Origin of the sequence: Streptomyces sp. NPDC088553 (assembly GCF_044752965.1) — a bacterium.
GTDB lineage: Bacteria > Actinomycetota > Actinomycetes > Streptomycetales > Streptomycetaceae > Streptomyces.
In genome coordinates this window covers 1,074,625-1,097,505 of record NZ_JBIVMG010000001.1, presented here as the reverse complement: position 1 = coordinate 1,097,505, position 22,881 = coordinate 1,074,625, and the positions used below count along the sequence as shown (strand labels likewise).

Here is a 22,881-nt window from a genome sequence, read left to right as displayed (position 1 = left end):
CCCCTGGACCGCCCGAGAATCGATCTATTTGTCGTGGACACGTCTAGAATTCCTCCCCAAAAAAGTGTCCGAATTTCCAAGGCGCCGACGTCTGAAAAGTACCGTAGCGGCCTCGAATTGAGTTGACTCTACAGCCTTGACCGGACCCTCCTCGGCGTAATTTATGCCGTAAATTCGGGCAACCTGTCAACCTTCGGCCTGGTTGGGGTATCTCTGGTCAACCGCTCCTGACCTGGGACTCTGTGGGGCAGCTGTGTGGCAATGACCCTAAAGGCAGCCTCTCCCGGCAGATCCATTCAGTAGGCACCCACTTCAGTGATCCGTGCTGCCCGTGTCAGATGCAGCTGTTAAAGTTCGGCGTTTTTATTTGTTTTCGAGGGGTGGGAGTAAGTGAGTAATTTCCGTACGCGAGGGTGGGCCGTGGCATTGTCCGCGGTGATGGCGGTAGGACTGCTCCCCGCCACTTCCGTCGCGCTCACAGAACATGACCCAGGGATCAGCGCGTCGCTGCCCGGCCTCAAGCAGCCGAAGCCTGTCCCCGTGGAGCCGCTGCGCGCGGGGGGAACGAAGCGCCCGGACATCAGTGCCGTCAAGGCGCCCGTCCGCGCGTCCTGGCCCGCGCCCGGTGCGCAGACGGTCAGCGTCTCGGCGCCGACGCCGCTGAGCCGTGCCACCGGCGTGGCGCGTGAACTGCCGGTCTCGGTGACCGCCGTCACCGACACGGCGAAGGCGACGGCGAACGGCGCACGCGGGGCCGCGAGGACGCCCGCGCTGATTCGGGCGAGGGTCTCCGTCGAGTCCCGCGCCGCCGCCGAGAAGGCGGGCGTCGACGGGCTGTTGCTCACCGTCGGCAGGGCTGATGGCGTCGAGGCCGCCGGGCAGGCGCGCGTCAGCGTCGACTATTCGGCCTTCAAGAACGCCTACGGTGGCGACTGGGCCGCGCGACTGCGGCTGGTGCAGCTGCCGTCCTGTGCGCTCACGACTCCGGAGAAGGCTGGGTGTCGAGTGGCGAGGCCGCTCGAGACGGCCAACGACACCGGGAGCAACACCCTCACGGCCGTGACTGCGGTGCCTGCGGGTGCCCGCGCGGCCACCACCGCATCGGCCCCGGCGGCAGCGGCGTCCGGCATGACCGTCCTGGCGGCGACGGCCGGTGCATCGGGTTCCAGTGGTTCGTTCTCGGCGACCTCGCTGGAACCGTCCGGTGCGTGGAGCGCCGGCGGCTCGACAGGCGGCTTCTCCTGGAGCTACCCGGTGGGGGTCCCCGCCGTTCCCGGCGGTCTGCAGCCCAGGGTCACGCTGGGCTACAGCTCGCAGGCTGTGGATGGTCGTACCTCGGCGTCGAACAACCAGGCCGGCTGGATCGGTGACGGCTGGGGTTACGAGCCCGGCTACATCGAGCGTCGTTACAAGTCCTGCGAGGACGACAAGGATGGTGGTACCAACACCACCAGGGTCGGCGACCAGTGCTGGTACAGCAACAACGCCACGCTCTCGCTCGGCGGCAAGACCACCGAGCTCGTCCTCGATCCCGTCAAGGGCTGGCACCCCACGTCCGACGGCGGTGAGACGATCGAGAAGCTCAGCGGTGCCGACAACGGCGACGCGGGCACGGGCGCCGTCGCGGGCGCGGGCGAGTACTGGAAGGTGACGACGCTCGACGGCACCCAGTACTTCTTCGGCAGGCACAAGCTTCCCGGGTGGGCCACGGGCAACCCCGTGACCGACTCGACCCTGACCGTTCCCGTCTTCGGCAACCACACGAACGAGCCCTGCGCCACCTCCTCGTTCGCCTCTTCCTGGTGCCAGCAGGCGTGGCGCTGGAACCTGGACTACGTGGTGGACCCGAGCGGCAACGCGATGGCCTACTACTGGAAGCAGGAGGCCAACAACTACGGCCGTAACGTCAACGCTTCCACCGGCGCGTCGACGAAGACCCCGTACGACCGCGGCGCCTATCTCGACCGCATCGAGTACGGCCTGCGGGACTCCGCGCCGTATGCGGCCAAGGCCATGGGCAAGGTGATCTTCACCTCGAAGGCCCGCTGTGACACGAACTGCACCTTCGACGTCGCCCAGGCGCTGAACTGGCCCGACACCCCGCTCGACCTGTACTGCAAGGACACGGCGACGGAGTGCAAGCAGCAGTACTCGCCGAGCTTCTGGTCGAGCATGCGGCTGACCGACATCGCCACCCAGGTCCTGACCGCCGGCGCCTATGTGAACGTCGATGCCTGGCATCTGACGCAGACGTTCCCCCCGTCGGGTGACGGCATCTCCACCCCGATGTGGCTGCACGGCATCAAGCGCACCGCCACCGACGGCACCGCCACAGCCGACGTCCCGATGATCACCTTCGTGCCGGTGCAGAAGGCCAACCGTGTCGACAAGCTCCGCGACGGCCTCGCCCCGTTCATCCGCATGCGGATGTCGCAGATCACCACGGAGTCCGGCGGCACCATCGGCGTCGACTACTACGACCCCGACTGCACCGCGACCTCCCTGCCGCCCACCGACGGCACCAACTCCACGCGCTGCTACACCGTCAAGACGGCCATCGACGGCCCGGACCCCGAGCACGACTGGTTCAACACCTACCCCGTCCAGCGCGTCATCGAGGGCGACAACATCGCCGGCACCCCGGACGTCGTCACCGAGTACGCCTACGTCGGCGGCGCCGAATGGGCCAAGAGCGAGGACGAGTTCACCAAGGCGGAGTATCGCACCTACGCGCTGCCCCGCGGCTACCACCTCGTCCAGACTCGCACCGGCGCCGGATTCGACAAGAAGACGCTGACCGAGGCCCGCTACTTCCGCGGCATCGACGGCGCCCAGGTCAAGAACTCCGCCGGCATCGCCGTCACCGACCGCGAGCAGTTCGCCGGCATGCTCCGCGAGACGGCCACGTACAACGGTGACGGCGGACCGCTCGTCAGCGCCACCTCATACGTCCCGTGGCGCTCGGCCGCGACGGCGACCCGCGCCCGCACCGGACTGCCCGCCCTTGAGGCGTACTTCACGGACACGCAGACCGAGGAGACTCGGGTCAAGATCACCGGAGGTGAACGCACCACGCGGTCGGTCAAGGGCTTCGACTCCTACGGCCTGGTCGCCACCGTCTCCGATCTCGGCGACATCGACAGGACCGGTGACGAGAAGTGCACCACCACGACCTACGCCCGCACCGGCACCTCCACGGTCCGGGACAAAGTCTCCCGCAGTGAGACCGTCGCCGTCGCCTGTGGCGAGACCGTGTCGCGTCCCGCGGACGTGATCGACGACGTCCGCGCGTACTACGACGGTCTGGCTCTGCACGCCGCGCCGACCAAGGGCCTCGTGACCAAGTCCGAGCAGATCAACGGCACGGGCACCGGCTACGACATCGTCACCTCCACGCCGAGCGTCTGCGGCACGGGGGGTACTCAGCTCTGCTTCGACGTCTACGGCCGCCGGCTAGCCGAGGCCGACGCCTATGGCAAGATCAGCCGCACCGCCTACACCCCCGCCACCGGCGAGGTGGCGACCAGCAGCGTCGTCACCAACTCCCTCGGGCACGCGATCACCACGGTCTTCTCGCCGGGGCGCTCGCTGCCCACCAAGATCACCGACGCGAACGGCAAGGTCACCACGACCGCCTACGACCCGCTGGGCCGGGTGACCAAGGCGTGGCTGCCCGGTCGGGCCCAGGCCACCTACCCGACGGCGCCGAACATTCAGTACGACTACCTGCTGCGGAACAACGGGCCGGTCGTCGTCACGACGAAGACCCTCACGCACGACCTCCAGTACCGGACGAGCTACGCGTTCCAGGACGGCCTGCTCAGGGCGCTGGAGACGCAGGAGGAGTCCCCGGACCGGGCCGGCCGCCTGATCACCGAGGTGTTCTACAACACCCGCGGCGAGGCGATCGTCAACTCCGGCACCTACTTCGCGACCGGCGCTCCCGAGCCGGTTCTCGTCACAGGGCAGCAGACGCAGTACCCGTCGTCGACCGAAACCGAGTTCGACGGTCTCGGACGGCCCACCGCCGTCATCTCCAAGCGCTACACGGACGAGACCAAGCGCACCACGACCACATACACCGGTGACACGACCACGGTCGTCCCGCCCACCGGCGGCACCGCCACCACCACCGTCGTCGACGCCCTCGACCGCACGATCGAGCTCAAGCAGTACACCGACGCGGCCCGCACCAAGGCCCAGTCCACCCACTACACCTTCGACAACAAGGGCCGCCTGGCGAAGATCGCCGACGCGTCGGGCGCGGAGTGGACGTACGGCTATGACACCCGCGGCCGTCAGACCCTGGCCGTCGACCCCGACAAGGGCAAGGCCGTCACGGCCTACGACAAGGCGAACCGGCCGACCGACGTCACCGACGCCCGCACGATCACCCTCCACACCGACTACGACGACCTCGGACGCCGCACGGCGTTGAAGAAGGGCGCCAAGCTCCTCGCGGCCTGGAGCTACGACCCGACCGGAGCCAAGGGCCAGCTCTCGAAGTCCACCCGCTATGACGAAGCGGGCAACGCCTTCGTCACCGAGAGCAGCGAGTACACCCACTCCTACCAGCCGGGCAAGACCACCGTCACGGTCCCGGCGTCGGAGACCGGTCTCGCCGGCACGTACGAGTGGTACACCTCGTACAACGCCAACACCGGTCAGGTGCAGGACGTCGAGCACCCGCAGATGGCCGACCTGCCGTACGAGCTGGTCAGCAACGGCTACACCGCGGTCACCGGCCTCCTCGACACGGTCGGCACGGTCACCGACACCAGCAGCGCCGCGCTCGTCTCGGACATGACCTACGACCACTACGGGCGTCCGATCCGCGCGGAGTACGGCGAGTTCGGCCGCCATGTGTGGACGACCAACCAGTACGACGAACACACCGGACAGCTGACCAGTACGTTCACCGACCGCGACACCGCGCCGCAGCGGGTGGAGGACACCTCCTACACCTACGACCCGACCGGCAACATCACCCGCATCGCCACCGGCTACGACCAGGGCACGGCTCGCACCACGGACACCCAGTGCGTCCAGCTGGACACCCTGCGCCGCATCACCGAGGCCTGGACCAACACCGGCACGGCCTGCGCCACCGACCCGTCCGACAGTATCGTCGGCGGACCGGACGCCTACTGGACCAGCTACACCTACGACGCGGTCGGCAACCGTGACACCGAGGTCCAGCACAAGACCGCCTCGGGACCGGCCGCGGACATCACCCGCGACTACACGGCCCCGAAGGCCGGCACCCACAACCTGCCGTCGGTGACGCAGACCGGCGCCGACCCGCGCACGGAGACGTACACCTACGACGCGGCAGGCAACACAGAGACCCGCAAGATCGGCAACGCCGACCTCCAGACCCTCGTCTGGGACGACGAGGGCCACCTCAAGTCCGTCGCGACGGCCGCCGGCGCCACGGGCTACCTCTACGACACCACCGGACAGCGGCTTCTCCGCCGTGACTCCACCGGCACGACCCTCTACCTGCCCGGCGGCAACGAGCTCCACAAGGACAAGGCCGGCAAGGTCACCGGAACCCGGTACTACGGCGGCGTGGCCATGTACAAGGGAGGCAAATTCACCTTCCTGCTCGCCGACCACCACGGCACCGGCAGCACCCAGATCAGCAACAACGCCGGCCAGGCGATCACCCGCCGCAAGACCACCATCTTCGGCGGCCCGCGCGGCACCCAGCCCACGAACTGGATCGGGGACAAGGGTTTCGTCGGGGGCACGAACGAAGCGGACACCGGACTCGTTCACATAGGGGCCCGCGAATACGACCCGGTCACCGGGCGATTCGTCAGCGTGGACCCCATCCTGGAGGCCGACAAGCCCCAGACGATGAACGGCTACGGGTACGCCGCCAACAACCCCTTCTCCTTCTCCGACCCCACGGGCGAAGCGCTGGAGGAATGCGTCAACGGGATGTACGTGTGCAAGAACAAGGGCACGGACATCGTCAAGAAGGGGAAGAACTACGACAAGGTTGTGGATCAGAACCGACGTAACAGCACGGTCTTCAAGCAGAACTACGACAACTACGTGCGAAGCGTCGAACTCGGCCGACGCGCCAGGGCGGCGTACAGGAGCGGCGTGGGTGGCAATGCATCGGTTCACCTGAACCCGACGGCTCCACAGCTCGTCGCAATGTTCTTCATGGGCTCGGCGCCGGACGCGTACAGCTTCGACGAGTCGGACCAGTTCACTTCCGGTGTCAAGGACCACATCTGGATGGACGTGGTAAGAAGGTTCCTCACGTCACGGAAGGGCTTGAAGAGCGGCCAGGTGATCAAGGGACTCGACTACAAGACGAGTGCCGGAGCCGAGATGAACGGACTGGAGCTCAAGGAGATGATGATGGGTGAACTCGCCGACTTCGTCACCTACCTCTCCGGGGCCAAGGACCCCGCGACCCAAGAGGGCGCGACTCGAGCGATCCTCGGGTCGTTCAACCTGAAGGCGACCGTGTCGGACTACCAGCCGCTCACCCGTACCGGAAGGGTCGACTACGAGCTGACCCAGAAGATGACCGAGGAATCGTTCACTCGTGGCGTTTCCGAGGATGGCTACAAGTCCGGGGCCAAGGAGCCCGGGGCGGTGAAACTGGCAGAAGGCATGCGGTCCGTCTTCCCCAACGGTATGCGGGACGTGCACTTCACCGTGCGGTGGTCCGAGCGCCTGCCCATGCAGCCCTTGGGTGAGTGACATGACCGAGGAATTCGACGACGCCACCGAGGCCGAAGACCTCCGCTCGGAGATCGCCCGAAGCCGGAAGGCCGAACGCGTCGGCTGGGTGGCCATCGCGGCCGTGGTGACTCTGGCCGCTGTCGTGGTCCTCGCCATCATCGCGGGGGTGCTGCTCTTCTCGATCGCGGCGGTCAGTGTGAACTGAACCGCACCGCGAGCAAAACGCACCGTCCGCCACACCGCCCGGAGCGCGCAACAGAGTGCGCTCCGGGCGGTGTGTGTTGTGTGCCGAGAATCGCCTTGGCGTACGGGCATGACGTGCGGTCAGGTGCCGACATCCCCCGTGATCAGTGAGGGCGACCCGCGTGGCCCGTCGACAGCTGGGGATTTGCACCCAGAACATGCCGGGGCCCGGGCATGCCGCCGGGGGACGACCGATCCCGAACGCGCGCCGTGACGGGGCCCGGGTCAGTCCGGCCGGACATGAGAAGGGCCCACGCGGTGGAGGCTGTGTGGGCCCTTACAGGTCGTCTCCACTTTGCAGATGCACACCCTGTTACGGGGGCGTCTCCCGTCTCCCGAGCGGGAGATGAGTGGGAGAAAAGTGGGAGACGATCATGGCGCGCCGATGCGGTTCGACGCTAGAAAGCGCTAGGTGGCGCTACATGTGTGCACCTGGTCAGCCGCCCGACTCGCCCGCGTGCGGGCTCAGGGCGTCCGTGCCGACCAGGATGAAGAGCAGGATGCCGAGCAGGATCCGGTAGATCACGAAGGGCATGAAGGACTTCGTGGTGATGAACTTCATGAACCAGGCGATGACCGCGTAACCGACCGCGAAGGCGATGATCGTGGCGAAGATCGTCGGGCCCCAGGAGACGTGTCCCTCGCCCGCGTCCTTCAGTTCGTACGCGCCCGAGGCGAGCACCGCCGGGATCGCGAGGAGGAAGGAGTAGCGCGCCGCCGCCTCGCGGGTGTAGCCCATCAGGAGGCCGCCGGAGATCGTCGCGCCCGAGCGCGAGACGCCCGGGATCAGGGCCATCGCCTGGCAGAGGCCGAAGATCAGGCCGTCCTTCACGCTGAGTTCCTTGAGCGTCTTGCGCTCGCGGATCGCCCGGTGGCGGCCGCCGATCTCGTCGCGGGCGGCGAGCCGGTCCGCGACGCCGAGGACGACGCCCATGACGATCAGGGTGGTGGCGATCAGCCGCAGGTCGCGGAAGGGGCCCTCGATCTGGTCCTTGAGCGTGATGCCGAGGACGCCGATCGGGATGGAGCCGACGATCACCAGCCAGCCCATCTGGGCGTCGTGGTCGGAGCGCATCGCCTTGTCGGTGAGGGAGCGGAACCAGGCCGAGACGATCCGGGCGATGTCCTTGCGGAAGTAGATCAGTACCGCGGTCTCGGTGCCGATCTGGGTGATGGCGGTGAAGGCCGCACCCGGGTCTTCCCAGCCCGCGAACGCCGCAGTGAGACGGAGGTGCGCGCTGGAGGAGATGGGAAGGAACTCCGTCAGCCCCTGGACGAGTCCGAGGATGAACGATTCGAACCAACTCATGGGGCTAGGGCCGTCCCGTTATGTACGTGTGCGATCAGAAGGTCGTGCGCAGCGTACCGTCCCCAGATGACGGGCCCGCCCTCAGGCCTCCTGAGGGACCGTGGGACCCGTGGTGGTCCAGCCCGGTGCCCGGACGTGGGCGGTGAGGCTGCCGCGATCGGCCTCGTCCCCGCAGTGGGCGCAGACGATCCGGGGGCTGAGGACCTCGCCGCACCGGTGTTCGAGGACGACCGGGCGGTCGTCGGCGTTGAGATGGCGGTCGCCCCAGGCCATCAGGGTCACCAGGACCGGCTGGAGCTCCTCGCCGGCCGCCGTGGCCCGGTACTCGAAGCGCTGGGGACGCTCGCTGTACTGCACCTTCTCCAGGATGCCGGCCTCGACGAGCCGCTTGAGGCGGGTGGTGAGGATGTCGCGGGGCGCGCCGGTGTTCCGGGCGATCCGGTCGAAGCGCCGTACGCCGAGGGAGACCTCGCGGAGCACGAGCAGGGAGTACTTCTCGCCGACGAGCGCCAGGGTGTCGGCGATCGAGCAGGGGCGGGGTGCGGCCTTCATGGGACAAGCGTAGGGCAGTGCGGATGTGGTTGGTTTGAAAATCCAACTCATCACCTCGAAAGGGTTTGAGAAGCGAACCCGCTGGGCTATGTTACCGATGAGTGTTGGTCCACTTTTCCAACTCAGGAGCCTGTCATGCGCGACGCCGTCATCGTCGAAGCCGTCCGGACGCCGATAGGGAAGGGCAAGACGGGCGGAGCCCTGTCCCATGTCCACCCGGTCGCCCTGCTGTCGCACACCCTGCGCGCCCTGATCGAGCGCAGCGGCATCGACCCCGCCCTCGTCGACGACGTGATCGGCGGCACCGTCGACCAGGTCGGCGAGCAGGCCATGAACACCACCCGCTACGCCTGGCTGGGTGCCGGATTCCCCGAGTCCGTGCCCGCCACCACCGTCGACCGGCAGTGCGGCTCCTCCCAGCAGGCCGTGCACTTCGCCGCCCAGGGCGTGCTCTCGGGGGCGTACGACATCGCCGTCGCCTGCGGTGTCGAGTCCATGAGCCGGGTCCCGATGTGGTCCAACGTGCCGCCCGGCGCCGACCCCTTCGGCCCCGGAGTCGCCGAGCGCTACCCCGAGGGCCTCGTCCCGCAGGGCATCAGCGCCGAACTCATCGCCGCGAAGTGGTCGATCGACCGCGAGGCCATGGACGCGTTCGCCACCTCGTCGCACACCAAGGCGGCGCGCGCCTGGGCGGCCGGACTCTTCGACGCCGAGGTCGCCCCGTACGAGGACGTGCGCCGCGACGAGTCGGTGCGCCCGGCGACCACCCCCGAGATCCTCGCCGGGCTCCGGCCCTCCTTCGAGGACCCCGGCTTCGCCGAGCGCTTCCCGCAGATCGACTGGTCCGTCACCGCCGGCAACAGCAGCCCGATCAACGACGGCGCCTCGGCCGTGCTCGTCATGGCAGCCGACACCGCCAGGAGCCTGGGGCTGCGGCCCCTCGCCCGGCTGCACAGCTTCGCCGTGACCGGTTCCGACCCGCTGCTCATGCTCACCGGCGTCATCCCCGCCACGGAGAAGGTGCTGCGGCGCTCGGGCCTCTCCCTCGCCGACATCGACCTCTTCGAGATCAACGAGGCCTTCGCCAGTGTCGTCCTCGCCTGGCAGCAGGAGACCGGCGCCGACCCGGCCAAGGTCAACGTCCACGGCGGCGCGATCGCCCTCGGCCACCCCCTGGGCGCCAGCGGCACCCGCCTGACCACCACGCTCGTCCACGCACTGCGGGCCCGGGGCGCCCGTTACGGGCTCCAGGCGATGTGCGAGGCGGGCGGCCTGGCCAACGCGATGATCGTCGAGGCACTCTGACCCGGCCGCCGATCTGACCTCGGCCGCCCCTCTGACCCCGGCCGTCGATCTGACCTCGGCCGCCCCTCTGGGCCCCCGCCGCGCCTCCTCCCCCCGCCGTCCGGACGCCCGTCTAGCGGGGGCCGCCCACCGTCTCGGGCGTCTGCTCCGGCTCCCGCGCCACGGCCGGAGCCGGGGCCCGCAAGTGGTGCCGCTTGCGCCAGGCGACCACGGCGGCCGCCACGGCGGACAGGGCGATGAAGCCCGCCGAGATGAGGAAGGCCGGGGAGCCCGGCTCCCCCGCCTGCGCCCCCGCGACGACGTACGCCGCCGTGTTGGGCACCGAGCCGAGCGCGGTCGCCACCAGGAACGGCACGTACCCCATCCTGGAGACGGCGGCGCAGTAGTTGGCCGCCGCGAACGGCACCCCCGGGAACAGCCGGATCGCCAGCATCGACCGGAACCCGTGCCGGCTGAGCTGCCCGTCCGCCGCCGTCAGCCAGCGGCCCCGCAGCATCGGCCGCAGCGCCTCCTGCCCCAGGAAGCGGCCGAGGGTGAAGGAGATCCCGGCGCCCAGCACCGTCCCCGCGATCGCCGCCGTCAGACCGTAGGCCGAGCCGAAGAGCGCGCCCGCCGCCAGATTGAGCACCGGACGCGGGACGAACGCCGCCGTGCACACGCCGTACGCCAGACCGAAGAGCATCACCGCGCCCGTGCCGTCCGTCTGCCCGGGCCAGCCGGAGGAGAGCAGCCGCTGCGGCTCGTACAGCACGACGAGGGCCGCAGCGGTGAGCAGCAGCAGGGCGAGCATCGAGAGCCGTGCGCGGGGCGCGAGCAGGGCCCGGGAGCAGCGGAGGGCGAGGGAGCCCGGCGGCCGGGGCACGGGAGCGAGCATTCGGGGAGAGTAGCGGACGCGTTCGTATGATCGCCGTAATGTGCGTCATGTCCCGCCCGGCCACCGGCCCATGACCTCGGGCCGGCAGCTGACGACCCACGACACGGAGGGCCCCATGACCGAGACCGCGCCGACGGTCGGCGGCCCCGCCGGCATCCCCGACAGCGCCCTCGCCGACACCCTTCTCGACCGGCTCACCAGCGTCTACCCGGCCGCGGGGAACCCCTTCCGGGCGCAGGAGATGGTCGCGTACATGAAGGGCGTCGCCCCCTTCCTCGGGCTGCGCACCCCCGAGCGCCGGGATCTCTCCCGTACCGTCCTCGCCGGCACCCCGCGCCCGGACGAGCAGGACTGCGCCGCCGTCGCCCTGCGCTGTTTCGCGCTCCCCGAGCGCGAGTACCACTACTTCGCCGTCGACTATCTGCGCCGCCATGTGAAGCGCTGCTCGTCCGGATTCCTGCCCGTCGCCCGCCGGCTCGTCACCACCGACTCCTGGTGGGACACGGTCGACCACCTCGCCGCCCATGTCGTCGGCGGTCTGGTCGCGGCCGATCCCGCCCTCGGCGCCCGCATGGACGAGTGGATCGAGGACGAGGACCTGTGGGTGGCCCGGACGGCGATCCTGCACCAGCTGCGGTTCAAGGACGCCACCGACGCGGACCGGCTCTTCGCCCACTGTCTGCGCCGCGCCTCCGACACCGACTTCTTCCTCCGCAAGGCCATCGGGTGGAGCCTGCGGGAGTACGGCAAGACGGCCCCGGCCGAGGTCCGCGCCTTCGTCGCGGCGCACGGCACCCGTCTCTCGCCCCTCTCCGTACGCGAGGCCCTCAAGCACCTCTGACGGTCCCCCCGGCAACCCCCGGCACAATGAGAGCGTGAACGAGCAGATTCCCGTCATCCGTGAGGTCGACCAGGGCACCGCGCGCCTCATGCCCGATGTGGACCGGGAGCGGGCCTGGCTCCTCACGGTCGACGGCGCACCCCAGTCGTACGTCGACCTCGACGACCCGGCGTACCTGGAGTTCGAGTACGCGCGCCGGCTCGCCCATGTCGTCGACGGCGCCGCCGACGACGGCGAACCCCTGGACGTCCTGCACCTCGGCGGCGGGGCGCTCTCCCTGCCGCGCTACGTGGCCGTCAGCCGGCCCGGCTCGCGCCAGGACGTGGTCGAGGCCGACCGGGGGCTGCTCGCGCTCGTCGCCGAACACCTGCCGCTGCCCGAGGGATCCGGGATCACTCACCGTGCACGGTGCGGACGCCCGGCGCTGGCTGGAGGAGGCCCCCGACGCCTCGGCCGACCTCGTCGTCGGCGATGTCTTCGGCGGCTCCCGCGTGCCCGCCCACCTCACGTCCGTGGAGTACGCGCGCGAGGTCCGGCGCGTCCTGCGGCCCGACGGGCTCTACGCCGCCAACCTGGCCGACGGGGCGCCCTTCGCCTTCCTCCGCTCGCAGCTCGCCACCTTCGCGGCCGTCTTCCCGGAGCTCGCGCTGGTCGCCGAACCGGCCGTGCTGCGCGGCCGCCGCTTCGGGAACGCGGTCCTGGTGGCCTCCGGCCGGGAGATCGACACCGCCCACCTCGCCCGCCGGGCCGCGGCGGATGCCTTCCCCGCGCGCGTGGAGCACGGGGACACGCTCGACCGGTTCACCGGCGCCGCGGCACCGGTCCTCGACGCCGGGGCCGTCCCGTCACCCGTTCCGCCCGAGGGCGCCTTCGGTATCGGCTGAGGCGGCGGCCGGGTCGGGGATCGGCCCCGCCGCCGTCGGAGCGGGGGCGGAGCCGGAGCCCACGGCCGGCGTCGCCGTGCCGACCGGCTCCTTCGTGTGCGGACGCCGGGTCAGATTCCGTACGTCCGGCACCAGCAGGACGAGCGCGGTGACCAGCACCATCAGCCCCGCGGCGCCCCACAGCGCCGTGCTCCGGCCGAACGAGCTCTCCGCCGGGCCCGCGAGCGCCGTCGTCAGCGGCAGCAGGGCCGTCGAGCCGAACCAGTCGTAGGCCGACACCCGGGACAGCTTCTCCTCGGGGATCTCCTGGTGCATCGTCGTCATCCACGAGACGCCGAAGACCTCGATGGCCACACCGCTGACGAACATCGCCGCCGTGAGCCCCACCGCGTCGAGCGGCACGGCGAGCGCCGCCGACGGCAGCGCGATCGGGAAGACGCAGAGCGTGCCGACGAACAGCAGCCGGCGGGGCTTCCAGCGGGCCATCAGGACGGCGCCCGCGAGCGTCCCCACGCCGTACGCGGCGAGCGCGATGCCCCAGGGGCGCGCGCCGCCCAGCTCGGCCTTGGCCACCAGCGGCCCGTACACCGACTCGACCGCGCCGATGAGCCCGACAACGACGGAGAACTGGGCGACGATCGACCACAGCCAGGGCCGGCCGATGAACTCGTGCCAGCCCTCCCGCAGATCGGCGAAGAGACCGCCGCCGGGGGCGCGTTCGGGGATGCCGCTCACGTCCAGGAACGCGCGCAGCCCGCCCGCGACCGCGAAGGCGACGGCGTCGACCAGGAGGACCCAGCCGGGCCCGACGAACGCGACGAGCGCGCCGCCGAGCGCCGCGCCGCCGATGGACGCGCCGTGCATGGCCATCCGGTAGACGGCGAAGGCACGGCTCGCCTGCTCCCCGGTGACGCTGGACATCAGCATGCCCTCGGCCGCCGGGTTGAAGAAGGCCTGGCCGGTGCCGCAGAGCGCGGTGAGCACCATCATCTGCCAGATCTGGGCCGTCCCCGCGAGCACGAGGGCGGCGAAGACGGCCTGCGAGACGCAGTTGAGGACGTTGGCGGCGACCATCACCCGGTGCCGGGGCACCCGGTCGGCGACCGCGCCGCCGATCAGCAGGAAGAGGACGAGCGGCAGGAACCGTGCCATCGCCACGAGTCCCACGTCGCCGGCGTCGCCCCCGGTCTCGAACACCGCCCAGGTCGTGGCGATCAGCGCGCCGTGCGTGCCGAGGTTGGTCACGATGGTGGCGGCGGTCAGGAGGACGTAGTTGCGCCCGGCCCATTCGGGGCGGCGCGAGCCGAGGGGGGCGCGGTGGGGGGCGGCGGGACTGTTCACCCCGGGACTATCCCTGGCGGGCCGCCCGTATGCCAACCCGATATCCGGACGGGGCGCCCTGAGGGCCGGACGGCGGTCCGAAGACGGCGGCGCGGCGCCCGGACGGGGCTGCGGAGACGGCGGCGCGGCGCCCGGACGGGGCCGCGGAGACGGCGGTGCGGGCACGGACGGCCGTCCGGAGACGGCGGCGCGGGGCCCGGACGGCGGTGCGGACGGGTCGGCCCCGGCGCGTGGACGGACCACGTGCCGGGGCCGGACCTTCGAAGGCCGTCAGGTCAGGACGCCGGCGCGAGCCGGACCGTCGACAGGATCTGCTGGATGGTGGCGTCCGGCAGCTCGTCCTTGACGCCGTCGGCCCCGTAGAGCACCCAGGTCGAGAAGTCGCCCTTGGCGTTCTTGAAGGTGAAGGCGATCGACTTGCCGTCCGTCTCGCACTTGTTGCGCTTCTTGACGCCCGGCGCGGTCGCCGTCGCCATGTGGCCGGTGAGACCGGACTTCGTCTTGTACGGCACCGGCTTGGTGATCTTGATGGTGCTCTGCGGCATGTGCTGGGCGTATCCGCCCCACACCCACGTGCCGGCTTCGCTGCGCGCGGCGTCCGCGGTGTTCTTGGCGCCCTGGCCGCCCTTGGTGCCTGCGGTGCTCAGGCCCCAGGTCTCCATGGTGCCGTTCTTGTCCGTGTCGTAGGTGCACCACTCGCTCTTGAAGCGCGCCGGCGACGACATGGTGACGAGCGGGCTGCCGTCGTTCTTCTTCTCGTCGTCGAAGTAGGTGATCATGCCCACCTTCAGCACCTCCCACTCCGGCGGTACGTCGAAGAGGGTGCCGTACTTCGGGTTGTAGACGACCTTCCAGCCGGGGATCGTCGGCTGCTGGGCCGCGCCGTCACGCGGGTTGTCGATCCCTGACGGGCTGTCGCTCGGCTCCGTGGAGGGGACCGTCGACGGGTCGGCGGACGGGTCCACGGGCGCGGAGGCCGTCGGGTTCGGCTTCTGGTCGTCGGCGGTCGTCTTCTTGTCGTCGTCCTTGCCGAGGACGAGGAAACCGGTGACACCGGCCGCGACGACCACGGCGGTCGCGGCGACGATCGCCACGAGCGTCGTCTTCTTCTTCCCGCCGTCGGGCCCGCCGGGCTGCGCCGGCCCCGGCACCGCGTACTGCTGCGGAACGGTCGGCTGCTGGTACGGGTTCGGCTGGCCGTAACCCGGCTGCTGTCCGTACCCCTGCTGCGGGTAGCCGGGCGGCGCGGGCGGCTGCTGCGGATGGCCGGGCTGTGTCGGCGGCTGCGGATACCCGGGCTGGGCAGGCGGCTGCTGATACGGGTTCGGCTGCTGGTACCCCGACTGCTGGTAGGGGTTCTGATTCTGGTCCTGCGGGTTCTGCTCGCCCCCGGGCGGCTGCTGTCCTGGCCACATGGCCAGTAACCATAGAGGTGCGGAGGCGCCCCGACCACGCCCGCCCCCGCACAGCGCGCGCGTGGGGGATGGCCAAGGCTGCTACTCGTGGGTAACATCACGCCCATGAGCGCAGACCAGATGACCGTCGGCGAGATGCTCGCCGCCACGGTGCCCATGGCCGGAACCCTGAATCTGGAGTTCCTGGAGACCACCGCCGAGCGCGCCGTCGTGCGCCTGCCGGACCAGCCCGCCTACCACAACCACGTCGGCGGCCCGCACGCCGGAGCGATGTTCACGCTCGCCGAGTCCGCCAGTGGCGCCATCGTGCTCGCCGCGTTCGGCGACCAGCTGAGCCGCGCCGTACCGCTCGCCGTCAAGGCCGAGATCGGCTACAAGAAGCTCGCGATGGGCGTCGTCACGGCCACCGCCACCCTCGGCCGCCCGGCCGCCGAGGTCGTCGCCGACCTCGACGCCGGGCAGCGGCCGGAGTTCCCGGTGAAGATCGAGATCACCCGCGAGGACGGTGCCGTGACCGGCGAGATGACCGTCGTCTGGACCCTGCGCCCGAACGCCTGACCAGGGACGCCGTGACCGCCCCCGTACCCCCTCCGGGGTGCGGGGGCGGCCGCGTTCCCGGCGGCCGACGGCACGGGCCGTCCGGCCCGACCGGGTAGGCTGCCCCGGCGTGCCCGCCGCGGTGCACGCCGGCGCCAGGGACCCCCGACCAGGGGCCGGGCGCGGCAGGGCAGTCGAAACGGGAGGAAGCCGCGTTGCACGTCCAGGAGTGGCTGGAGACGATCCCCGCGATCGCGGTCTACGTCCTCGTCGGCGTGGTGATCGGGCTGGAGAGCCTGGGCATCCCGCTGCCCGGCGAGATCGTGCTCGTGAGTTCGGCGCTGCTCGCCTCGCAGCACGGCGACATCAACCCGTACGTCCTCGGCGCCTGCGCCACCGCCGGCGCGATCATCGGTGACTCGATCGGCTACGCGATCGGCCGCAAGGGCGGACGGCCGCTGCTCGCCTGGCTGGGGAAGAAGTTCCCCAAGCACTTCAGCGAGGCCAACATCGGGCTGGCCGAGCGCTCCTTCCAGAAGTGGGGCATGTGGGCGGTCTTCTTCGGCCGCTTCATCGCCCTGCTCCGCATCTTCGCTGGGCCGCTCGCGGGCGTCCTGCACATGCCGTACTGGAAGTTCCTGATCGCCAACGTCTTCGGCGGCATCCTGTGGGCCGGCGGCACGACGGCCGTCATCTACTCGGTCGGCATCGTCGCGGAGGCCTGGCTCAAGCGCTTCTCGTGGCTGGGACTCGTCCTCGCCGTGCTGATCGGCGTCGCCTCGATGCTGATCATCAAGAACCGTGCCAAGAAGGCGGCGGCGGAGCAGGCCGAGACCCCGGAGCCGGCACCGGTCGCGGTCGCCGACTGAGGCCGGACCCACCAGGACGTACGTGAGGGAGGGCGGTACCCGTCGACGGGTACCGCCCTCCCTCACGTACCGGACGTCGCACGGCTCGCGCCCTCACCTGGCGGACGTCGTACGGCTCACGCTCCGAAGGCCTCCGCGTGGCCCTTGGCGAGGTGCAGATACATCTCGGCGTTCAGCCGGATGCCCGCCTGCTCCTCCTCGGTCAGCGGACGGCGGACCTTCGCGGGCACGCCCGCGACCAGCGAGCCCGGCGGGATCTCCATCCCCTGCGGGACGAGCGCCTGCGCGGCGATCAGTGAGCCGGCGCCGATCCGCGCACCGTTGAGGACGGTCGCGCCCATGCCGACGAGCACGTCGTCCTCGATGACGCAGCCGTGCACGGTCGCGTTGTGGCCGACGGTCACGCGGTCACCGATCGAGACGGGGAAGCCGGGGTCGACATGGACCGTGCAGTTGTCCTGGATGTTGGAGTCCTCGCCGATCGCGATGGGGCCGCAGTCCGCGCGCAGCACCGCGTGGTACCAGATGCTGGCACGGGCGCCGAGCGTCACCTCGCCGAGCACCACGGAGGTCGGGGCGGTGAAGGCGGTCGGGTCGATCCGCGGCTCCTTGCCGCCCACACCCTTGATCAACGCCTCTGTCATGGTTCGCTCCTGATCGTCAGCCGTCATGTCACGCCCGGGGGTGCCCCCGCCGGCAGCCTATGCCGTGCCCATGACGGACATCACAGCGCACGGCGGTGATCAGGTACGACGCCGCCGACTACGGTGTCCGGGTGCCCAGGAACAGAAACACGTTCTCGTCCCTCGCCGCCTGGCGGCGCCGGATGCTCAACCGCGCCGTGCAGGGCGGCTGGCGCTGGGTGCAGGAGACCGGGTCGGTCACGGCCGAGCACCCCGGGAAGCTGCGTTTCCGCCGGATCGGCGCGGGCACCCGGCTCGCCTTCCCGCAGGGCACGGTCTTCGGCGAGCGGTGGATCGAGATCGGCGAGTGCTGCATCGTCGCCGAACAGGTCACGCTGACGGCCGGGATGCTGCCGGGCCTGGACCTCGGGACGGAGACGGTGCTGACGCTCGGCGACGGCGTCGTCCTCGGCCGGGGCAGCCACGTGATCGCCGACGCGAAGGTGACCATCGGCTCGGACACGTACTGCGGTCCGTACGTCTACATCACCTCGACCAACCACAGTTACGACGATCCGGACGAGCCCGTCGGCCGTCAGTGGCCGCGCTCGGAGCCCGTCACGATCGGCCCCGGCTGCTGGCTCGGCACGGGCTCCGTGATCCTGCCCGGCGCCCGCCTCGGCCGGAACGTGGTCGTCGCCGCGGGCGCCGTGGTACGCGGCGAGGTGCCCGACCACTCGGTGGTCGCGGGCGCCCCGGCCAAGGTCGTCCGCAGCTGGGACAAGGAGCAGGGCTGGCAGCCCCCGCTGCGGACCCCGGCCCCGGTCCCGATCCCCGACCACGTGACCTCCGAACAGCTCGCGGCGCTCGCGGCCTGGGAGGTCGAGCAGGCGCGCCAGGACGGCCCGCCCGGCGTGTCGGCCCGGTCCGTCTAGCCCGTCGCGAGCAGCACCGTGCCCACCAGGGCGAGGCCCGCGCCCGCCGCCTGGATCGCGCGGAGACGTTCCTTGAGGACGCCGTAGGCCGCGAGGGCCGTGACCACCGGGTAGAGGCTGGCGAGGACGGCGGCGACCGTGACCGGGCCCTGCTGGGCGGCGATCGCGTACGTACCGTTCGCGGCGACGTCGGCGAGACCGACGAACGCCAGGGCCGGGAGGGCCGCGCGGATCACCTGCGGGCCGCCCTCGGGCAGGGCCCTGCCGCCGCGCCTCACCGAGGCGTAGAGGGCTCCGCCGCCCACCAGGACGTTGGTGACGCGCTGGACGAAGAGGGCCAGGAAGAGTCCGGTGACCGTCGTGGAGGCCTCGGCGATCAGCGCCATCACCGAGCCGAAGCCGAAGGCCGCGACCAGGGTGAGCAGGACCGCCTGGCGCTGCACGGGTGCCCCGCGGAGCTCCGGTCCGCCGGCGAGGACCACGCCGAGGACCGCCACGCCGATCCCGGCGAACTGGACGAGCCCCGGCCGGTCGCCGACGAGCAGGCCGACCGAGACGGGGACGACGACCCCGAGCGAACCGAGCGGCGAGACGACGCCCATCGGGCCGAGCGCGAGCGCCTTGTAGAAGGCGAGCATGGCGGCGGGGCCGACGACGCCCGCCCCGACCGCGTACCAGAGCTGCGGTCCCGCCTCGGTCCACGCGCCGGTCGTGAGGACGACGGTGCCGAGGACGACGACCGCGAGGAGCTGGGAGACCACGACGACCGTGAGGGCGGGGATCCGGCGCGTCAGGAGCCCGCCGCCGAAGTCGGCGAGGCCCCACAGAAGGCTGGTGGCCAGGGCGAACAGGGCGGTCATGAGTCCTCGCAGTCTCGGACGGCAGTACAGTGCAGTGAACCATCGGGTGCACCCCACCGTAGTTCAGTCTATTGAACTCTGTCATCCAAAATATTGGACGGAATGTGTCGGACCTCGATCAGCTCACGCAGTCGCTCGCCCGGAACCTGAAGCGCTGGCGCAAGGAGCGGGGACTCACCCTGGACGCCCTCGCCGCACGGTCGGGCGTCAGCCGCGGCATGATCATCCAGATCGAACAGGCCCGGACCAACCCCAGCGTCGGCACCACCGTGAAGCTCGCCGACGCGCTCGGCGTCTCCATCACGACGCTGCTCGACTACGAGCAGGGCCCCCAGGTCCGGATCGTCCCGCCGGACCAGGCCGTCCGCATGTGGTCCACCTCCACCGGCAGCCACACCACCCTGCTCGTCGGCACCGAGGCCCGCGGCCCGCTGGAGCTGTGGTCCTGGACCCTCATGCCGGGCGACGGAAGCGCCTCCGACCCGCACCCCGACGGGACGGTCGAACTCCTCAACGTGACCGCGGGAGTCCTCACCCTGGTGGTCGACGGCGAGGAGCACCGCCTGCCGGCCGGCACCTCCGCCGTCTTCGAGGCCAACACCGGGCACGAGTACCGCAACGACGGCGACGAGCCCGCCGAGATGACGATGGCCGTCTCCATCCCGCCCGTACGCTGAGCCGCCCGAGGCGTGCGTACGGCCGGCCGCCCGACCGCCGAGACGGGCGGCCGGGCCCCGGGCGGTCGTTGTTAGCGTGAGGCGTATGCGCGCACCCATCGGAACTTTCGACGACGCCCGGCCCGCCCCCGACTGCCTGGACCTGCTGACCGGCCCCGTCGTCGCCGCCGTCCGGGCCTGGACCGGGCCCGTACCGGCCGATCAGCTGCTGTACGTGGACACCGACCCGGCCATCGCCGACACCGCGGTCTTCGTCGAGCACTACGGGCCCGCGCTGCTCGACGAGTCCGCGAACTGCGTCGTCGTCGCGGGGAAGCGCGGCGAGACGACCACCCTGGCCGCGTGCGTCGTGAAGTCGGCGACGCGGGTCGACGTCAACGGGGTCGTACGCAAGCATCTCGGCGCCCGCAAGGCCTCGTTCGCGCCCATGGACACCGCGACGGGCGAGACCGGCATGGAGTACGGCGGCATCACCCCCATCGGCCTCCCGGCCGACTGGCCCCTCCTCGTGGACGCCGCCGTGGTGGACACCGAGTGGGTGCTGGTCGGCAGCGGCCGCAGACGCGGCAAGCTCATCCTGCCCGGGAAGGCCTTCGCCCAGCTCCCGGGCGCCGTCGTCCTGGAGGGCCTCGGCGCCCCCGTCGGCTGAGGCCCCCGAAGGGCCCCGAGGACCTCAGCCCAGGCGCGGGATCTCGATCGCGGGCGACTGGCACGGCCCTGGCTCCCCCCACGTGCTGCGCCGCCGCCTACCTCTCGGCGGCGCTCCCGCCCCCTGCGACGTAGAGCAGCCGGGCGGCCGCGACTCTCCTCCGTGAGTGCCGGCTCGCTCCGTCGCGGGGGGGCGAACTTTCGAGCGCTGTCCACCGGACGGTGCTTCTCTCATTTCTCCGGAATTCGCTGGGACGCGAGGAAGTCAGGACGGGATCAGCCATGGCCGACGTGCCCACTCCGCAGTCGGACGATCGCCCGTGCACGTGGTGCGGGCGCCTGCTACCACGAGACGCGCGCTACTTCGGCCGTGACGCGCTGGGCTTCCAAGGCCTGCGTGCCCGGTGCCGGGAGTGCTGCGCCGCCATCGAGCGCGAGAGGTACGCACGCACGTCAGCCGACGTCCTGGAACGCAAGCGTCAGGCGCGCATCGAGCGCGCGGAGATGCGCTCCGCGACTCACCCCGGTGGAACGCCGCTTAGGCGCCCACACAGACCCCTTCCTGAGCCCCTGCCGACCGGTGGGGGCTCAGTCGTTTCATCCGACGAGAGGTAACCGAACGTGGCAGTAACCAACCCGGAGTTGGCGGCAGCGCTGGCGGCCGTCCCGGAGATCGAGCGCACCGCCGACCTTCACGAGTCCGCCAAGCGCCGGCTCTCGCGCCACGGTGCGGGGGAGGAGCCGACGCGGGCACGAGACCGAGTCATCGACGAGGCGGTTCAGTCGTTCGTGGCTACCGGCCGATGGCCATCCGACATTGGTGCGCAGGCGGCGACCGCTTACGCGGACGGTATGTCGTGGGAGGCGGAGCGACTCGCGCTGAAGCACGCCCCCGAGTTCACCGAGGACTGTGCGATCGACGCGTTCCACACGATGCCGACGGCGCACGCCGTGAGCATCGGGCAGGGGTGACGATGGTTGCCCCCGGACGACGACGCGCCCCCACCCGCGTCCACAGTCGCGACTACCGGGGGCAGGCACGGTCATCGGCGTCAGGCCCGATCGTGCTTCCCCTGGCAGGCTGCGACCTACCCGTCCCGGACATGCCGACAGGGCGGGTCTGGACGGAGGGGCAACCCGACTGGGTCGCCCCTCGCGAAGACGTTAGGTGCGCTTGAGGTACTGGAGCACGATGAGACCCGCACCAGCAACCGCGAGGCACGCGGTTCCGGCCCTGGTGAGGCCATCAAGAGCAGTGCCACCAAGTTCGGTGACGACGATAAAAGACAGAAGGCCCGCCACCACACCGACGAGCATCACGATGATGATGTCGCGAACCGGGTGCGCGCAGATAGTGGTGGTGCCGCTGGACGTCACGCTGTTTCCTCCCGAGTGTCACTGACGCGTATTGCATGGAGACACACCTCACCTGTCGGTGCGTTCTCCAGCTAGGAGCCGACAAGACAGCTCCTGGGCCCACGCCGTGACGGCGAGGCCAAATACGATCAGTTCGTCCTTTTCGGATTCGGGAAGGGTCAGGCGCGTGCGTAGGTTTCCAGCCGATACACGCGTCTAGGAATGTACAGCATCGTCAACTACACCACAAGCAAACGGCGTTCGCAGGTGTAGTCGAGACACCGTCGCGCTGAGCTGGGTTGGAGCCGGCCGCTTGGCTGGCCAGGGGGGTGTACTCGGACCGCCGGACCCCAAGACCGTACAGGTGCTGATCCTCCCTTTCTGTACGGGTCTGGGAGATGCCGCCATGGCGTCCGCAGGAGCCCCGTAGAGCCCGCTGAGGCGCCCGTCAGGGGCCCTTGCGCGGGTCGGACACGGTGGATCGCGCTCGCTCGACGATCAAGGATCCTGCGTCGACGGCCCTGGAAAGTGTGACATCGCCGCAGGTCGGAACCCATATAGCTGACTTTGTGTGGCTGGAGCGGACGCTTGCCGGCGCGCCGGTCACGGAGGACACGTTCCTTGCGTGGGTCGGTATGGGGAAGCTGAGAGATGCGCTTGACGCGCGTCAGGAGCCTGCCGAAATCGGCCCGTTGGTGGGGTTCTGATGGCAGACCTGGACATCGTCGGCAGCGCCGGCGCAGATGTCATTCCGGTTGCGCCGCGGCTGGAGGGCAGGCAGCACAGCGAGCCGCGTCCCGTCAGGGCGACGATCAGCCCACGAGCGACGAAATGGCTCAGGTGCGCATCTTCACCACTCCCGTGCCGAAGGTGGAGTCATGACGAACCCGACCACTCAGGAACC

The 22,881-nt window shown here is 70.4% G+C and carries 18 protein-coding genes and 1 pseudogene; 11 read left to right on the top strand and 8 right to left on the bottom strand.

Features of this window, described 5'->3' with window-relative positions; all coding sequences use genetic code 11:
• The first annotated feature begins 540 nt into the window (after positions 1-540).
• Both ACIP8Z_RS04855 and ACIP8Z_RS04850 read left to right on the top strand, forming a co-directional pair.
• A complete protein-coding gene (locus tag ACIP8Z_RS04855) occupies positions 541-6,726 on the top strand; it encodes an RHS repeat domain-containing protein (RefSeq protein WP_402078706.1) in 6,186 nt (2,061 codons plus the stop codon).
• Position 6,727: 1 nt separating this feature from the next.
• On the top strand, positions 6,728-6,913 hold the full coding sequence (locus ACIP8Z_RS04850; protein WP_402078705.1) for a hypothetical protein: 186 nt from the start codon (positions 6,728-6,730) through the stop codon (positions 6,911-6,913).
• 474 nt (positions 6,914-7,387) lie between these two features.
• Here ACIP8Z_RS04850 and ACIP8Z_RS04845 read toward each other — a convergent pair whose 3' ends face one another.
• Entirely contained in the window at positions 7,388-8,260 is an 873-nt protein-coding gene (locus ACIP8Z_RS04845) for an undecaprenyl-diphosphate phosphatase (protein WP_402078702.1), read from the bottom strand.
• An 81-nt stretch (positions 8,261-8,341) separates the two neighbouring features.
• Positions 8,342-8,812: a winged helix-turn-helix transcriptional regulator gene (locus ACIP8Z_RS04840; protein WP_402078699.1), complete on the bottom strand. Its 471-nt coding sequence runs from the start codon at positions 8,810-8,812 to the stop codon at positions 8,342-8,344.
• Positions 8,813-8,947: 135 nt separating this feature from the next.
• Between ACIP8Z_RS04840 and ACIP8Z_RS04835 the strand changes: the two genes are divergently transcribed.
• Positions 8,948-10,117, top strand: a complete 1,170-nt coding sequence (locus ACIP8Z_RS04835; protein WP_402078697.1) for a thiolase family protein — start codon at positions 8,948-8,950, stop codon at positions 10,115-10,117.
• A 112-nt stretch (positions 10,118-10,229) separates the two neighbouring features.
• On the opposite strand, the gene ACIP8Z_RS04830 is transcribed toward ACIP8Z_RS04835, so the two are convergent.
• Positions 10,230-10,991 (bottom strand): TVP38/TMEM64 family protein, encoded by a 762-nt coding sequence (locus ACIP8Z_RS04830; RefSeq protein WP_402078694.1) that lies wholly within the window; start codon positions 10,989-10,991, stop codon positions 10,230-10,232.
• Positions 10,992-11,106: 115 nt separating this feature from the next.
• Here ACIP8Z_RS04830 and ACIP8Z_RS04825 point away from each other — a divergent pair, with 115 nt between their 5' ends.
• Both ACIP8Z_RS04825 and ACIP8Z_RS04820 read left to right on the top strand, forming a co-directional pair.
• On the top strand, positions 11,107-11,832 hold the full coding sequence (locus tag ACIP8Z_RS04825; protein ID WP_402078692.1) for a DNA alkylation repair protein: 726 nt from the start codon (positions 11,107-11,109) through the stop codon (positions 11,830-11,832).
• A gap of 34 nt (positions 11,833-11,866) precedes the next feature.
• Positions 11,867-12,716 (top strand): annotated as a pseudogene (locus tag ACIP8Z_RS04820) (spermidine synthase).
• Here the strand turns inward: ACIP8Z_RS04820 and ACIP8Z_RS04815 are convergent.
• The gene (locus ACIP8Z_RS04815; protein ID WP_402078689.1) at positions 12,678-14,057 is read right to left on the bottom strand and encodes an MFS transporter; all 1,380 of its coding nucleotides are present in this window, start codon (positions 14,055-14,057) and stop codon (positions 12,678-12,680) included. The pseudogene ACIP8Z_RS04820 and the gene ACIP8Z_RS04815 sit on opposite strands and share 39 nt — an antisense overlap.
• A gap of 275 nt (positions 14,058-14,332) precedes the next feature.
• On the bottom strand, positions 14,333-15,472 hold the full coding sequence (locus ACIP8Z_RS04810) for a hypothetical protein (protein ID WP_402078687.1): 1,140 nt from the start codon (positions 15,470-15,472) through the stop codon (positions 14,333-14,335).
• A gap of 120 nt (positions 15,473-15,592) precedes the next feature.
• On the opposite strand from ACIP8Z_RS04810, the gene ACIP8Z_RS04805 reads away from it, so the two are divergent.
• Positions 15,593-16,030, top strand: a complete 438-nt coding sequence (locus tag ACIP8Z_RS04805; RefSeq protein WP_319313064.1) for a DUF4442 domain-containing protein — start codon at positions 15,593-15,595, stop codon at positions 16,028-16,030.
• Between the two features lie 194 nt (positions 16,031-16,224).
• A complete protein-coding gene (locus ACIP8Z_RS04800) occupies positions 16,225-16,878 on the top strand; it encodes a DedA family protein (RefSeq protein WP_402078684.1) in 654 nt (217 codons plus the stop codon).
• A 116-nt stretch (positions 16,879-16,994) separates the two neighbouring features.
• Here the strand turns inward: ACIP8Z_RS04800 and ACIP8Z_RS04795 are convergent, their stop codons facing one another.
• Positions 16,995-17,522 carry a gamma carbonic anhydrase family protein gene (locus ACIP8Z_RS04795; protein ID WP_319311542.1) on the bottom strand — a complete coding sequence of 176 codons (528 nt, stop codon included), beginning with the start codon at positions 17,520-17,522 and terminating at the stop codon, positions 16,995-16,997.
• A 131-nt stretch (positions 17,523-17,653) separates the two neighbouring features.
• On the opposite strand from ACIP8Z_RS04795, the gene ACIP8Z_RS04790 reads away from it, so the two are divergent.
• Entirely contained in the window at positions 17,654-18,436 is a 783-nt protein-coding gene (locus ACIP8Z_RS04790) for an acyltransferase (RefSeq protein ID WP_402078680.1), read from the top strand.
• Here the strand turns inward: ACIP8Z_RS04790 and ACIP8Z_RS04785 are convergent.
• Complete coding sequence (locus ACIP8Z_RS04785) at positions 18,433-19,296, bottom strand: DMT family transporter (protein ID WP_319311546.1); 864 nt, start codon at positions 19,294-19,296, stop codon at positions 18,433-18,435. The genes ACIP8Z_RS04790 and ACIP8Z_RS04785 overlap by 4 nt on opposite strands.
• A 104-nt stretch (positions 19,297-19,400) precedes the next feature.
• On the opposite strand from ACIP8Z_RS04785, the gene ACIP8Z_RS04780 reads away from it, so the two are divergent.
• The 3 genes from ACIP8Z_RS04780 (at position 19,401) to ACIP8Z_RS04770 (ending at position 21,593) form a co-directional block, all read left to right on the top strand.
• Positions 19,401-19,973 (top strand): XRE family transcriptional regulator, encoded by a 573-nt coding sequence (locus tag ACIP8Z_RS04780; protein WP_319311548.1) that lies wholly within the window; start codon positions 19,401-19,403, stop codon positions 19,971-19,973.
• 85 nt (positions 19,974-20,058) lie between these two features.
• The gene (locus tag ACIP8Z_RS04775) at positions 20,059-20,622 is read left to right on the top strand and encodes a YbaK/EbsC family protein (RefSeq protein ID WP_402078677.1); all 564 of its coding nucleotides are present in this window, start codon (positions 20,059-20,061) and stop codon (positions 20,620-20,622) included.
• Between the two features lie 620 nt (positions 20,623-21,242).
• A complete protein-coding gene (locus ACIP8Z_RS04770; RefSeq protein WP_402078674.1) occupies positions 21,243-21,593 on the top strand; it encodes a hypothetical protein in 351 nt (116 codons plus the stop codon).
• 192 nt (positions 21,594-21,785) lie between these two features.
• Here the strand turns inward: ACIP8Z_RS04770 and ACIP8Z_RS04765 are convergent, their stop codons facing one another.
• Complete coding sequence (locus ACIP8Z_RS04765) at positions 21,786-21,998, bottom strand: hypothetical protein (RefSeq protein ID WP_402078671.1); 213 nt, start codon at positions 21,996-21,998, stop codon at positions 21,786-21,788.
• Positions 21,999-22,881 lie beyond the last annotated feature (883 nt).

Bases quoted from the DNA above. Each gene is read 5' to 3' on its own strand.
- ACIP8Z_RS04795 (WP_319311542.1), bottom strand. From the start codon at position 17,522: ATGACAGAGGCGTTGATCAAGGGTGTGGGCGGCAAGGAGCCGCGGATC.
- ACIP8Z_RS04850 (WP_402078705.1), top strand. From the start codon at position 6,728: ATGACCGAGGAATTCGACGACGCCACCGAGGCCGAAGACCTCCGCTCG.
- ACIP8Z_RS04810 (WP_402078687.1), bottom strand. From the start codon at position 15,472: ATGTGGCCAGGACAGCAGCCGCCCGGGGGCGAGCAGAACCCGCAGGAC.
- ACIP8Z_RS04845 (WP_402078702.1), bottom strand. From the start codon at position 8,260: ATGAGTTGGTTCGAATCGTTCATCCTCGGACTCGTCCAGGGGCTGACG.
- ACIP8Z_RS04775 (WP_402078677.1), top strand. From the start codon at position 20,059: ATGCGCGCACCCATCGGAACTTTCGACGACGCCCGGCCCGCCCCCGAC.
- ACIP8Z_RS04835 (WP_402078697.1), top strand. From the start codon at position 8,948: ATGCGCGACGCCGTCATCGTCGAAGCCGTCCGGACGCCGATAGGGAAG.
- ACIP8Z_RS04825 (WP_402078692.1), top strand. From the start codon at position 11,107: ATGACCGAGACCGCGCCGACGGTCGGCGGCCCCGCCGGCATCCCCGAC.
- ACIP8Z_RS04840 (WP_402078699.1), bottom strand. From the start codon at position 8,812: ATGAAGGCCGCACCCCGCCCCTGCTCGATCGCCGACACCCTGGCGCTC.
- ACIP8Z_RS04785 (WP_319311546.1), bottom strand. From the start codon at position 19,296: ATGACCGCCCTGTTCGCCCTGGCCACCAGCCTTCTGTGGGGCCTCGCC.
- ACIP8Z_RS04805 (WP_319313064.1), top strand. From the start codon at position 15,593: ATGACCGTCGGCGAGATGCTCGCCGCCACGGTGCCCATGGCCGGAACC.
- ACIP8Z_RS04830 (WP_402078694.1), bottom strand. From the start codon at position 10,991: ATGCTCGCTCCCGTGCCCCGGCCGCCGGGCTCCCTCGCCCTCCGCTGC.